Origin of the sequence: Paenibacillus sp. FSL E2-0178, from assembly GCF_038593005.1 — a bacterium.
Lineage (GTDB): Bacteria > Bacillota > Bacilli > Paenibacillales > Paenibacillaceae > Paenibacillus_AQ > Paenibacillus_AQ phytohabitans.
Window position 1 is genome coordinate 1,908,721 of sequence record NZ_CP151953.1, and the last position, 14,005, is coordinate 1,922,725.

Genomic DNA, 14,005 nt, shown 5'->3' on the forward strand with positions numbered 1-14,005 from the left:
GCAGCACCTGCTGCTACCATTCTACCGATTCGCCCATTCTGCTGAACACCGGCTGGCCAATGAGACCCAGACGCCAGATGGCAATTCCTTTGAGGCCGTAACGTTTGGCCAGGCCAATCTTCGCGTTGACGGAGGAATCATTCTCACTGAATACTGAAATGCCGAGAATCAGCTTGTCTTTGCTGACCTGCTGCAGGGCTAGCCGGATACCTTCATCCACTTTGTCCATCGGCTCCGGCCCCTTCTCGCCCTCGTAGGCATAGGCCATAATGACCAGATCGTCAGCGAGCGAAGCCAGAGTCTTGTAATCATAGCCTTTGTAGGAGCTGTTGAGCGGATGCAGAATCACCGTCAGCTTCAGACTGGCCGCGCGTGCGGCCACGGAGAGATTTTTGACAAAAGCATTATACTGGCTCTGCACAAGCGCCTTATCTCCGGTCAAGCCCAGTCCTTCCAGATCCAGTCCGATGCCCTGAAATCCCTTCTGCGAGGCCAGGTCCACGATGCTGGCGATGGTCTGCTGCTGCAGCTGCGGGTCCTCCAGATTCTTGCTTAGTTCCAGAGCTGAGTCACTGGAGTAGACCATCAGATACGGGGCTGTACCTCCCGCTGCTGCATTCTGGACAATGGATTCCGGCGTCACCTCTCCTGCAGCCTCCGGCCACCAGAAATCCTTACCGGTTGTAGTGAATTGACCGGCAGGGTCAATCCGGCTCCAGCCAAAGGCTACCGCATCAAAGCTTGGAATCAGCGACACTTCGCTGTAGGCCTTCTGAGCATAGAATCCTAAAGTGTACAGATCCCGCTTGGGCGATGTAATGGATACGGTCTTGGAAGCCTGGTTCCAGGAAGCAACCGCTCCAAACTGCTGGCTGAAGAACTTGAGCGGAATCATCGTCGTCCCGCGGATATTCTGCGGCGCTACATCAAGCTTCACTACGGTTCCGTTCACGGATGCATTTTTACTGCCCAGGGTCAGGATAACTTTTGCCGGAGCTGCTTCAGCAGCGGACTTCTGCGTCGCGGTAATCTGGCGGGCCGCCTGGTTCCATTCCACCCCAATGCCCAGTGCCTCAGAAATTGCACGGAAAGGTACCATTGTCGTTCCGCTCATGACTACCGGTTCTACCGGAAAGGGCAGCGGATAGCCGTCCAGCAGAATACTGACACCGCCTGGTGCCGCCTGTGCAGCACTTGCAGGGAGTGCCGAGTAGCTACCCAGTGCGATCGCTGCGCATAATACTATTTTAGCCAGATGCTTCATTAATAAGTTCCCCATTCTCTTATAGATAGATTATGAATCTCTCAATCTTACATCCCCTACCATTTTACCAAACCGGGAAATTATAGCAAATTAAGAGATTGTAACTATTGGGAGATTCAATTGTCTGCTATTGAAGTAGGGTAGCTGATGCATAATTTCATTTCACTTACTTCACACTCACATAAACGCGCTCAAAAAGACGCCAACTGCCCGTTCAGCCTCCACATCCACCGCCACTTCGATGAAATGTCCGACCTTCGGCTGCGGCCGCAAATCTGCCACGACCATACCTGAGGTGAACTCTCCCTGATGCTCCACGCGAACCTTCATCCGGCGCGTAGTCACCAGATCCGGCTGCAGCGCAGCCATGAGGGCCAGCGGATCATGCAGCGGCGCACTATTGATCAGATAGTTGGCTTCCCGGTAAAATTTGAAATAGTATTCGAGTGACTCCTCCATGAAGTCTATGATGGACTTGTTCTCTTCGCGTCCATGGCGCTTCAGCAGCTCAAGATGCTCTGAGGTAATCCGTGTCTGCAGTGTAACGTCCAGCCCGATCATCAGCACAGGCAGCCCAGAGGTGAATACACGGTCAGCCGCTTCCGGGTCGCCCCACAGATTGGCTTCGGCTACCGGAGTCACATTGCCCGGCTTAAAGACCGTGCCGCCCATGACCACTACCTTCTTCAGCTTGGAGGTCAACTGCGGGTCCAAATCCAGCGCGAGCGACAGATTGGTCAGCCGTCCGAGCGTTACCAGCACAATCTCACCCGGGTTCTCATCCGCCATCCGCACAATGAACTCCGCCGCCGTCTCTTGCACCGGCACTTGCCGGGAAGGGGGCAGCTGAACGCCGCCAATCCCATTTTCCCCATGCACATGGGTTGAGAAGCCAGTCAGTTCGCGCACCAGTGCCTTGGACGCTCCAAGCGCTACCGGGATGTCGTATCCGGGATCTGCGAGGGCAAGCAGCCGCAGCGTATTATCCGCCGCCTGCAGCACATCAATATTGCCAAACACCGTCGTAATCCCCTCAACTACCACATCCGGTGTGCGGAGGGCATAAAGAATAGCCAAAGCATCGTCTATTCCTGTATCACAATCAATAATCATCCGGGTTGTATTGCTGCTACTCATCTCTATCTCTCCCACTCTCTATATATACTTACACTATCAGCCGTACTGCCCATCTTATCACGGCTCTGCGGTCTGCTCAATAAGCGGTTGTGGTTGATGCGCATGCCGGGAAGGGGCAGCAAGGGGTGTTCACGCAGAGTTTGGCGGGACACCTTCAACCTTCTCAGACAGCGGTATAACAAGAAATCCGCTACCCCTAAGGGCGCGGATTTCTTGATCACTGTAAATGTTTTAATATAGCGTCTGATTTATGGTACGCTACCTTTTCGCTGTTTGTAATTGCAAAGTATGCAACTATATGCCGCAGCTACAGGCATACGTATATGCTTTATTGCTGAACATAACGGGCAGCAGCCTGAGTGAACCGCTCCAGCGCTTCGGCAAGAATGGAACGCGGACATGCCAGATTAATGCGCAGATGGCCTTGGCCTTCCGTACCGAAGACAGAACCTTCGTTAAAAGCCACCTTGGCCTCACGGTACATCAGCTTCTTGAGCCCGTCCGCATCCAGCCCCAGTGCACGGCAATCGATCCACAGCAGATAGGTGGCTTCGGGTTTCATTGGCTTCACCTGCGGCAAATGCTCGGCGAGGTAGCTGATAGCATACTCGGCATTGCCGCTGACATGCTGCACCAGCTCATCGAGCCATTCTCCGCCTTCATTATAAGCCGCCTCAACCGCCTCCGGCGTGAAGAATGGCGACATGTGCAGACTGAGTGCCTTCAGCTTGTACTCGAATTTCCGCTTCAGCTCGGGACTAGAGGTTACGATATACGAGGTTTGCAGGCCCGGCAGATTGAAGGTTTTGGTCGCTGCCAGCGTAGTCAGTGTAATATCCGACAGCTCCGGCGACAGGGACGCAAACGGGATATGCTTGTAGCCCGGCATTGCCATATCGCAATGGATCTCATCCGAGATTACCGTTACACCATACCGCAGGCACAGCTCACCAAGACGCAGCAGTTCTTCCCGCTCCCACACTCTGCCGCCAGGATTATGCGGACTGCACAGCAGCAGCAGCTTGGCGCCGCCGGCCATCAGTTCTTCAAGCTGGATATAATCCATAACATAATGGCCTTCTTCCAGCTTCAGCGGGTTAATCGCCACCTTGCGGTCATTCATCCGGATTACATCATAGAAAGGATAGTAGACCGGCGACTGCAGAATCACCTGATCTCCCGGCTGGCTGAACAGCTCTACGGACAGGCTGAGCGAGGTCACAATTCCCGGAGAATCGGTGATCCATTCCTTCTGAATCTCCCAGTCATGACGGCTGCGGTACCACCCGGCAATCGCCTCCTTGTAGGAGTCACTCGTCACACTATAGCCGTACACCCCTTCCTGTACACGGCGCAGAATCGCTTCCTTCACGGCAGGGGGACTCTCAAAGTCCATATCCGCGACCCAAAGCGGAAGAATCTCCTTGTCTCCGAACAGCTTCTCGGACTGGTCCCATTTGTATGAGCGGGTATTGCGGCGGTCAATGATACGGTTAAAATCATACTTCAACTAAAATCACCCCATCCTTTCTGCTTATCCGTTTATTGTAACATGGAGAGAGCCTTCCGGCATCCTGATTCAGTCTGGCGCTTCAGCTTCCCTTATGCAGCCGCTCGAGTGACTGGCCCAGGCGGACCTCCTCCAGGGGCTTCAGCACATAATCCACAATGTCTTGGTCGAAGGCCCATAGGGCATGCTGTTTGCTCTCGGTGACAATCACAATCTGAATATCCGGCAGCTTCTTTTTTACACGTTCGGCTACAACTATTCCCTGCTGGCCGGGCAGCTGAAGATCCAGGAACAGCACATCGGGCTGCAGCAGAACAATTTTGTCCACAACATTCTCGGGATAGGCCGACATTCCAATCACATTCACCTTGCCTGTATGCTGCAGCATGGAAGACAGCTTATAGAGATCCTTCTGGTTCATATCCAGCAGAAATGCCTTGATCACTCGGGTTCCTCCTCCTTCCGGACGGGTGAATTACGCAGTCTATCGGTACAGGTGTCTAAAAAAAGTGCTGTCCCCCCGTTTGCTCCAAACGTCAGAGGACAGCCATTGTTATTATTATTTTGCAGCCTTCATTGTTGTCTAAGCTGCTTCTGAAGTGAACTTTACTTGAAGTTTGCCGGCAGCAGGCTGTGCAGATCCTCCATATTTACAACCAGATGAATGTTGTTCATGGTCCGCAGCGAACCGGAGATAATTCCCGCAAGCTGGCCATGTGTATCCAGCAGCGGACCTCCGGACATCCCGCTTGCCACCTGGGCCGAAGTCAGAATCCGGCTTCTTCCATTGATCTCCGCAGCAGGCGTGTTGACAATCCCTTCGGTGATGATCGCTGTATTCTTAAGCGGATAGCCCAGTGCGAATACAGCTTCTCCATGCTTCAGCACGTCTTTGCGCAGAGGAAGATATGCATATGCATTGCCCTTCTGCTTCATAGCAGCAGGACTTGGCAGTTCAAGAACAGCCACATCCTTAAGCTCATCGAATTTCGTGACTTTGATCGGACTGATAATACTACCATCCGCCATCACCCCTTCCATCCGCTCCGCGCCTTTGACCACGTGATACGCCGTTGCCGCTGTTCCGGCCGGAGACAGGATAATTCCTGTCCCCGTGGAACTTGCGGTGCCGTCACTTTTGAGTACCCGCAGATAGAACATGGCTTCATTCGCAATTCCGTAGCTCTGTTCAGCGTTATACACACTTGGTGTATCGGCGCTGGTAGTGCCTGAATAGAAGAGCACTGCCGAGATCAACGAGAAGATCAGGCTTACGGCAAGCAGTTTTGTTTTCATCCGCCAATCTCCTTCATAAAAGAATTACAAATTATTGCACAACCGACATGATATCTTTGTAAGCCCAGTGTGTTGCCGGAAGATCCTTGAAGCGTACTGCAGTTACAGCCAGCTTCTTCGTACCGGCAATCCGGTTGATCAGCACTACAGCCTGAGCACGGGTAATCGGTGATCCCGGTTTAAATGTGCCGTCAGGGAAGCCTTGCACATAACCTGCTTTGGACAGGGCATTCACATAATTCTCTGACCAGTGGCCCTTCAGATCCGACTGCTTCGTAACTCCGGTATCTGTAACATCCAGCTTCAGCACTGTAGTCATGATCTTGGAGAACTCGGCTCTCGTTAAGCCCTTCGTTCCGCCAAAGCCGCCGTCCGGATAGCCTTCAATAATGCCTGCCGAAGCGAAGAATCCGGTCAAAGCCTCGTTGCCTGCACTTACATCATTGAACAGGTTTCCTACATTCACGTCTTCCATATCCAGCAGCGGAGCAAGGGATTGGATCAGCTCATATCTGGTAATGGCTGCATTAGGCATAAACAAACCATTCGGATAAGCAGCGATGTACTTAATTTCTCCTGCATTGCTCTTCAGGCTGTACTTCGCATTCTCCACTACATACTCAATAGTAGTCACAGTATCATCTTTATCTGTGATCATTTTGATCGTCATGGTCTTGGTAATCAACAGCTCACCGGTATATTTCGTGCTGTTTACTGTCGGCGTGCTTCCGTCCGTTGTATAGTAGATCGTTTGCCCTTCCGGAGCGGTCAGCTTCAGCTTGCTGTTCTTGGCAATCTTCACTGGAGCTTCACTGTCTCCATTCACCGTCGTAGTACCGGCAATAGCGGTAATCACCGGAACAGGAGTTGGTGTTGGGGTCGGGGTCGGCACAACTGCACCGCCACCGCCGCCGCCGCCTCCACCACCGCTGGAAACTAATAGCGTCCAGGTCCAGGCCGATACCTTGCTGTATTCTTTGCGCGGAACAATGGTGATGGCTTTAACAGTCGTCTTGTCCTTCAGCACAATCGCTTCGCTGTATAGCTGAGAAGCTTCCGTAGGATCTGTGCCGTCGAGCGTGTAATAAATTTGGCCACCCGGCTCCGCTGTTGTCAGCTCTACTTTCACTTCCGTCGAGAAGCTCAGCTCCGCAGGTGTTGCAGTTGGTGCAGCTGCCGAGCCAGGGTATTGCAGTGCAGCCGCATTAACTGTAATGCTTCTGCTCTGTCCTCCGGCTGTTGCCTTCAGCACTGCGCTGCCGCCCTGTTTCAAGCTTCCTGCAGCACCGTTCACATCTGCCTTGGACGGATCTGCACTCCATACCAGTGCTCCGCTGCCGCTCAAGCTGAATGCTGAACCTACACGGTTAATCAGATCCTGCGGGTTCAGTATTACGGCCGCTGAAGCAAGAGTTCCTTCTTCTGTTCCGTCAAAGGCCAGAAGTACCGGATAGAATGTGTTCTGTGCTGTCCAGATTCCGGCATCCAGACCTGCTGGAAGATTCGAGCTGGTAAGCTCTGTGCCAAGCAGCCCCATTGCACTGCTGCTGTTGCCAGCCACTGCTTGGCCATCCAGATTGTAGAAGGCAATATTATTCTTCAGCATTTGTCTGTTGAACAAGGATTGGCTGATGGTTGCATGATCAGACTTCTGTCCGGCAATCCCTCCGAAGAAGGCCTGCAGCGGAAGAATTTTGCCTTTCACTCCAGCTTTCACTTCTCCGGTATTCAGGGAAGAAGTAATCGCTCCGCTCTCCGCCAGACCGGCGATACCGCCAGCCCATGCTGTAGACATTCCTTCTGCGTAAATGGCACCGGCAGAATAGCTGTTCTTGATCTCTCCCGCGTTCAGACCGCTGATCCCTCCGGCTATAGCCTGGGCCGAAGCCACATGGATATCGCCATAGACAATCGACTCTGAAATTGTACCTTCCGCACTGTTCTCGCCGGCGATGCCGCCGGTTGCCAGTGTGGCAGTAACATCAATATTGCCTTTGGACACTGCCTGGTGAATCACTCCGGCGTTGCGTCCGGCAATTCCGCCTTTACGGCCTTGTCCCGAAAGAGTCACTCCGTCATTAGCAGCCTTCTCAATGAGGCCTAGATTCACACCTGTAGCTCCGCCTGCCGTGGCACTGCCAGCTACAGAACCACTGACGTTAACCTTGCGAATTACTGCACCTGCGTGATTGATCCCTGCAGCAATACCGGAATTTACTGCGCCGGAAATATCCGCTCCGGTAAAGTTAACATTCAGAATCTGGCCATAGTTTTCTTTTATGAATCCGGCCGTCTGCTGCTCTGGGGTTTTCAGTGAAAGTCCGCTGATCGTATAGCCTTGACCGTCAAATACTCCCTTAAAGCTGTCAAAAGCGGTCCAAGTGCTTCCGGCAAGATTAATATCCGCCCCAAGCAGGATGGTTGCCAGCTCCGGTTTGTCGTCAGCTGTTCTGTTGAACAGCTTGTAATAATTCAGGCCTGTCTCGTTATAGAACATGACTGCACCCGCGAGCTGCAGCGGAGTCTGGACCGTGATTGTTCCGTCTGTCAGATCGTTCAGGAAGGAGGTATCATAATCCATAATCCATGTGCCTGAGCTGAGCGGATTAACCGCTGCTGAACTCACAGCGCCAGCTGCCGCACCTGCATTGTGGCCTACTGCCTTCAGTCCTGCCGTAAGCGTACCTGTCGTATACGACGAACCGGTAATTTTGCCGTCCCGGAAGTTATAGCCGACCAGTGCGCCTGTAGAGACGTTATTGCCTGCTACATTAACGGAAATCTCCGGAACATTGGCATAGACGCCTGTCAGAGTCCCGTCATTATAACCGGCAAAGCCGCCGTTGTAAGAACGGGTCGAAGACTTCACTCCGACTGTAGAAATCTTGTTCTGCAATGCGTAAGAATTGCTGATGCTGCCGCTTCTCTCCACCGCTGCTGCGAAACCGCCGCTGCGTGTGTCGAAGCCGGTATTGCTGATGTCACCGGAAGCATAAGAGTCCGTAATCGAATAATGATCTACAGAACCCGCGAAGCCGCCGACATAAGAGCCTAATCTGCCGCTGACATTCAGCTTGCCTGCTGCATAGGATTTCTGAATTTGTCCTGCAAGCGTACCATTATCACCCAGAAGTCCGGCAAAACCGCCCGCATAGATGGTATTGTCCTGATTGGTATCGGTGATTTGTACCGGAATATCCGTATGGGTATGCGTAATTTTGATAGTATCCCCCATACCGATTACCCCGCCGGCATGTGTCGCCGGTACAGATTGACCCAGCGTTAACGCTGTGCCAACCGTCAGAGCTTGTCCAGATCCGGCGATCACCTTGCTGTAATGAATCTCGCCGCCTGATCCCCAGCCGACAAGTCCGCCGGCATTATACACTCTGCTGGTATCCGCATGCAGACCGGTCTTCACGATGGTATCTACAATGATACCGCTGCTGTATCCGGCAACTCCGCCTGCATTTACTGTGTTGCCGCCGGTTACATTCAGCCCGGAAGCAACCTCTGAACTATAGATTGAGGCATTGTCGTTCTTGCCTGCCACACCGCCCACATAGAGATCAGCACTATTGTCTGCTCCAGTGACCGTTATCTTGCCGCTTTGAACTTTGGCAATGTAAATGCCGCTGTACAGCGGATAGGCTTTGCCGAAATCATAGCCCCGGTGGATATCATCCGCAGAGACCGTTCCGGCAATCCCGCCGACTGCTGCATCGCCGTTCTTCGCTGCAACCTGAAGATCAGGTGATGCCTCAGCATGGTACAGGATAGAATTCACACTCTCTCCCAGGATACCTCCCGCAGTAATCTCTTCACCTGCGGCCTGCAGAGAAGCATTGAACCGGACATCATGAACCGCCGTATGGACAGCCGATCCGGCAATCCCCCCGATAACAGCCTTCAGGCTGTCGCCCGTAGTAGACAGCTTCACGCCTTCAACTGCTGCATGTTCAATGTCAAAGCTGTTTCCCGGATCAATGGACCGGGCCAACATTCCGCCCAGCTTGCCTTCTTTAACACCTACAACACCACCGGCAGTACCGTTGGCGGTCAACTGCACACCGCTTCCGAAGCCTGTCACTGTGACATTGCTGATGCTGTTTCCGGCATTCGATTGGCCGATGATGCCGCCGAGAATCGAGCCGAGTCCGCGCGCTTCAAGCATTCCGTCAGCGAAGGTCAGCGTAATATCCTTCGCCTGGCCCGAGGTGAATTGGCCAATGAGTCCGCCGACAGTGGATTCCATCCCCGTAGCCGAAACCCGGTACCGCGAATTCACTTCATGCTCAAGACCTGTTACATCGCCCGTCTGGACTCCGATAAGTCCGCCGACAATCGCATGATCAGCAGCGCTGCCGGTGCTTCCGTCTATATCCTTAATGGTATAAGTCCCGGCTGTGAAATCTGCTGTATTCTCACCGATCAGTCCACCGGCAATGCCGTGGTCAGCAACCGTCTCAATCCGGCTTCCGCCGTCCAGCGTAAGGTGGAGCCCGGTAATACTGCCCGAGTTGCTGCCGATCATCCCCCCGACAATTCCGCCGCTGACCTTCACGCCGCCAAGCAGCTTAAGATCCACATTGTTCACTGTACCCAGGTTCATCCCGGCAAGGACTCCGGTATACTGGTTGCCTGCAACAGAGAGTGGCTCCAGATTGATATTCTGGACGACCGCCTTCGTACCGATGACTCCGAACAATCCGGAATGAGTGTACACCGGCTGCAAGGTTAAGCCATCGATCAAGTGATTGTTTCCTTCGAAGGTTCCTTCAAAAGGATTGGCTTCCTTGTTGCCGATCGGCACCCACTGCTTGGACTGGATATGGATCGGATTCATGATCGTCACCGTTCTGTCCGTGAAGTCGAATTTGTCCGCTCCGGCAATCGTGCCGTTGACAATTGCTGCCAGACCGGCAAGCTCTGCTTCCGTAGTAATCTGGAAGTTGATAGCATCCTTATCCTTCATGTACCAGTTGATATTGGCATTGACATCATTGCCGATATCACCGCCGGTATTGGCTGCACGGTTTACTTCAGGATATTGGTATACTGCGTTAAGCGAGCCGTATTTCCATGCGCCTTCAAAATCCCAGCCTGACAAGCCCGGGAAGACCGTTCTGTCCTTCAGCGTTTCCGAGAGGATCGTAGTCAGCCGCACATGCACATTCAGCCAGCGGTGATTGCCCTCTGCGAAATCAGGCAGGTCAGAGTTGATGTTGAGCGCTTCATCTTTAATGTAATAAGACTTGTAGAGCAGCTCTTTGCTTGCATTGTCATAACGTCCGGCGAAGCCGCCGGCATAAGCGCCCGAACCAGCAGTAACTTCCGCCGCCGAGTATACATTGTTCACTTTACCGTTAGTTATTCTGCCGATGAAACCGCCAACGTAAGAATTGGCTTTGGCAGCTGCTACACTTTTGGCTACATAAGAGTTCTTGATGGTACCGCCGGAGTGTTCCCCGACCAGACCGCCAACATTCGTATATACGCCGTTTGCCGTAACCTTGGAGGAGGTATAAGATTGCTCCACCGTACCGGCTGTGTTTCTGCCGATCAGTCCGCCCAGGTAGACCGAACCGCTTGCTGTTCCAGTTGCATTGCCTGTAACGTCGATATCTACATAGGAGCCGAGTACTGCCCCTGCATTCTCACCAGCCAAGCCGCCAGCCAGTGTGCCTACACCCTCAATGGTCAAGTTGGCATTGGAGTACGTATAGTAGAGAGTTCCTGATGCCGTGTTCATCCCGGCCAAGCCGCCGATGATGGAAGAATTGCCTCTGGAGATTACTGTGATTTTATCAGTAATGCTGTTATTGGCAATCAGAGTGCGGTTCTCGCCGACCATCCCGCCCACGATTGCAGTAGGTGAAACAGCGGATACAGTTCCAAGTGTGCGCGTATTCTGAATCGTACTAACCGCTGTGGCCGGATTCAATACGGGATCAATTGTCTGGGCATCATTCAAGCCCACAATCCCCCCGATATAAGATGAAACTGCTCCGGCGTTAGCCTTCAGATTCAGAGCACTTATATAACTGTTCGCAATAATTCCTGAAGAACTACCGTGGTTGTACCCTGCCACCCCGCCTGCAGTAGCACGTGGTGCATTAATCGTCAGATTAACCGTTGTACCTACCAGACGGTCAAGCTTGGAGGCTTCATTGTAGCCGACAATACCGCCAATATAGGCATCTGTAGCGGCTGGCGCTACCAGAATCAACATGTTTTCCAAGTTCACTATTTTGCTGTCACTGTAGATAGCGCTGTTCTCAAGTGTACCTGCCAAGCCGCCGACAGACGGTTTAGCTGCCTGCGCTTGAATGAACACCTGCGCGTCATCCGCTGCGTTCACCTCCGGATTAGTAATATCCGTAGTTTTCGCAGCCCCTACGATCGCTCCTGCTTTGGATTCCACAGCAGTCAGCGTAATCATCGGGTCATACCCGGGAACATTCAGCACAGCTGACTTCATTCCCGCCCGGTCAGCAGGAGCTGCCGGTCCTTCCGAATGTCCGGCAATCCCGCCGGCTTCAGCACGTACACCATTCGCCTCAATAGACAGCCGGGTAACGGTAGCGTTAACCAGTTGACCGGTATTGAGACCGGTATTACCGCCGAGTACGTTATCCGCACCCGTTGAAGTGATGACTACATTCTCCGCATGATTGAACGGAGCCGCTGCTGCCGAATGGTTCTCACCGAACATTCCGCCAGCTTTTACCGAAGCACCTGTAGCTTTAATTTCAGTACGGCTCGTGTGTCCGTTGAACTGGGCAGCCGAGTTATGCCCTGCGCCGCCGCCGAAGCTGACCTTGTCGGCCTTCAGTTCAACCAGCAAATCCTGTACTTCCGCAGGCACGGCGACAGTGCCAATTACCGCATCCGCAGTAAGCTTACCGGCTGCGCCGCCGATGGTATATCCGCTTTTGCCGGCCTCATTCAGGAAGCTGATCCGGGCAGCCTTACCGCCCGTCAGAACCAGAGGCTTAGTGTTCACGCCTACAAGTCCGCCGAACGTGATGTTATCCTGGCCGTCTGCCGGAGCAGCTACCACAGCTTTCAGAATTAACGTGCTGTAGCTTGCCGAGGAAGCATCTCCGGCAGTGATGTTGTTCATGGTTCCTTGTGCATTACCGGCAATCCCCCCGGCAATCCCGCCTGCAGAAGTTACCTGCAGTGTTGCATATTTAACAGAAGAATCATTCAGGGTACCTTCCAGATAACCGGCGATTCCGCCGATTGTACCATCCGAAGTTATCGCCAGAAGATCGCTTGCGGTTTTGCCGGTTACTGATGATGTAATCGTTCCGCCGGCTTCATACCCTACGATACCGCCGGTGTATACATCCGCTGTACCTTTTACATTCAGTGCACCTGTGGAGGAAGCTTGGCCTATATTCCCGCCGGCATCATAACCGGCAATCCCGCCAGTATAGATTCCTGTTCCTCCGTTAACCGAGACAAGCGCTTTATTCTCAAACACCCCTGCTGCAGCGTTGCTGGTTACCAGTCCGCCTGCAGCATGTCCGACAAATCCGCCAGTGGATACATTTTGTGCACCTGTAGCTGTAATCGGCTGCGTGTTGATGTAAGCATGTGTCCAGGTGAATTTGCTGCCGGTGTATCCGGCAATTCCTCCTGTGTATACATTCTTGCCGCCGTTATTCACTACCGGTGCGGTATTTACAAACGTAATCCCAACCTCCGGACTGACCACCGTACCCGTTGCTCCTACAAGCGCTCCGGCTGCCGAGCCTTCTGCCGCAGTTGCATTAACCGTAACTGCACCCTTATTGGTAGTCATGTTAGAGAATACTACGGTATTGTCCACTTTACCGGCAATTCCGCCTGCCACAACCCGGTTTCCGCCGGCGATGGTGACAGAAGCATTATTGATGATCGGAGTATCTTCATCATTCAGACTAAGCGGTCCTGTAGTATGACCAGCAATCCCGCCTGCAGTGAGAACGGCACTGTCAGTACCTTGTGCGAGAATTGCTGCATTATTGACCACTTTTTTGATGATGATGCCTCTGGATTCACCGTAGCCCAGGATCCCGCCGATATCAGCTGAACCTTGCGCCGTAATGGTTCCGTTGTTGATAGAGTTAGAGATCATACCTTCGCCCATTCCGACAATTCCGCCCGTGAAGGAGCGGTACGGAGAAGCATGAGTGCTGATACTGATATTGTTGGTAATATCGAAAACGATGCTGCTGCCGCTCATTTTACCTACTGCAGAGCCTGCATATACATCATAGGTTACACCGGTAACAGTGATGGAGCCAGACTCTTCAAAAGTCAGACCGCCGACTGTCCCGCCCTCCATATTTCCTACCAGACCCTGATAGGACAAATTTGTAACGACATTCATATTGGAGATTTTCTTGATTAGACCACCCTCAGTGATCAGAGTACCCTTGAATGGATGTTCGGCTGTACCAATGGGAATCCATTGATAGTTTTTGAGATCCATGTCTCGCGTAATTTCAAGAATTTTGCCTTGCAGACCATTCCCAGTGCCTTCATTAACCAGCTTGGCAACACCCGCAAGCTTATCCTCACTATCAATTTTGAAGGTATCATTGGTAGATATATACCATTCGGTCTTTGCCATGCTGTCCCAGGTCTGCGGATCAGCCTTAGCCATGATTCCGCCGGCAACTGCCGCAACGACAACCACTGCCAGCGCTATTAAATACCCTATAATTGATTTCCGCTTCAAAGCCATTTTGACACCACCCAAATAGTATTATGAATTCCCAGCAGAGTGTGCCCGCACTCCACAA

General features: G+C 52.6%; 6 protein-coding genes. All 6 read right to left on the bottom strand.

All coding sequences use genetic code 11. The features are described from left to right. Positions 1-13: 13 nt before the first annotated feature. The 6 genes from MHI42_RS08770 to MHI42_RS08795 all read right to left on the bottom strand — a co-directional run bounded on the left by MHI42_RS08770 (position 14) and on the right by MHI42_RS08795 (position 13,947). Complete coding sequence (locus MHI42_RS08770) at positions 14-1,264, bottom strand: stalk domain-containing protein (RefSeq protein ID WP_342424708.1); 1,251 nt, start codon at positions 1,262-1,264, stop codon at positions 14-16. 177 nt (positions 1,265-1,441) lie between these two features. Then, on the bottom strand, positions 1,442-2,401 hold the full coding sequence (locus tag MHI42_RS08775; protein ID WP_342423511.1) for a nucleoside hydrolase: 960 nt from the start codon (positions 2,399-2,401) through the stop codon (positions 1,442-1,444). 328 nt (positions 2,402-2,729) lie between these two features. Then, complete coding sequence (locus MHI42_RS08780; RefSeq protein ID WP_342423512.1) at positions 2,730-3,911, bottom strand: MalY/PatB family protein; 1,182 nt, start codon at positions 3,909-3,911, stop codon at positions 2,730-2,732. Positions 3,912-3,993: 82 nt separating this feature from the next. Beyond that, positions 3,994-4,356: a response regulator gene (locus MHI42_RS08785; RefSeq protein ID WP_171718521.1), complete on the bottom strand. Its 363-nt coding sequence runs from the start codon at positions 4,354-4,356 to the stop codon at positions 3,994-3,996. Between the two features lie 161 nt (positions 4,357-4,517). Then, positions 4,518-5,207, bottom strand: coding sequence for a serine protease (locus MHI42_RS08790; protein ID WP_342423513.1), 690 nt, complete (start codon positions 5,205-5,207; stop codon positions 4,518-4,520). A 31-nt stretch (positions 5,208-5,238) separates the two neighbouring features. After that, positions 5,239-13,947, bottom strand: coding sequence for a chitobiase/beta-hexosaminidase C-terminal domain-containing protein (locus MHI42_RS08795; RefSeq protein ID WP_342423514.1), 8,709 nt, complete (start codon positions 13,945-13,947; stop codon positions 5,239-5,241). Between the last annotated feature and the right edge of the window lie 58 nt (positions 13,948-14,005).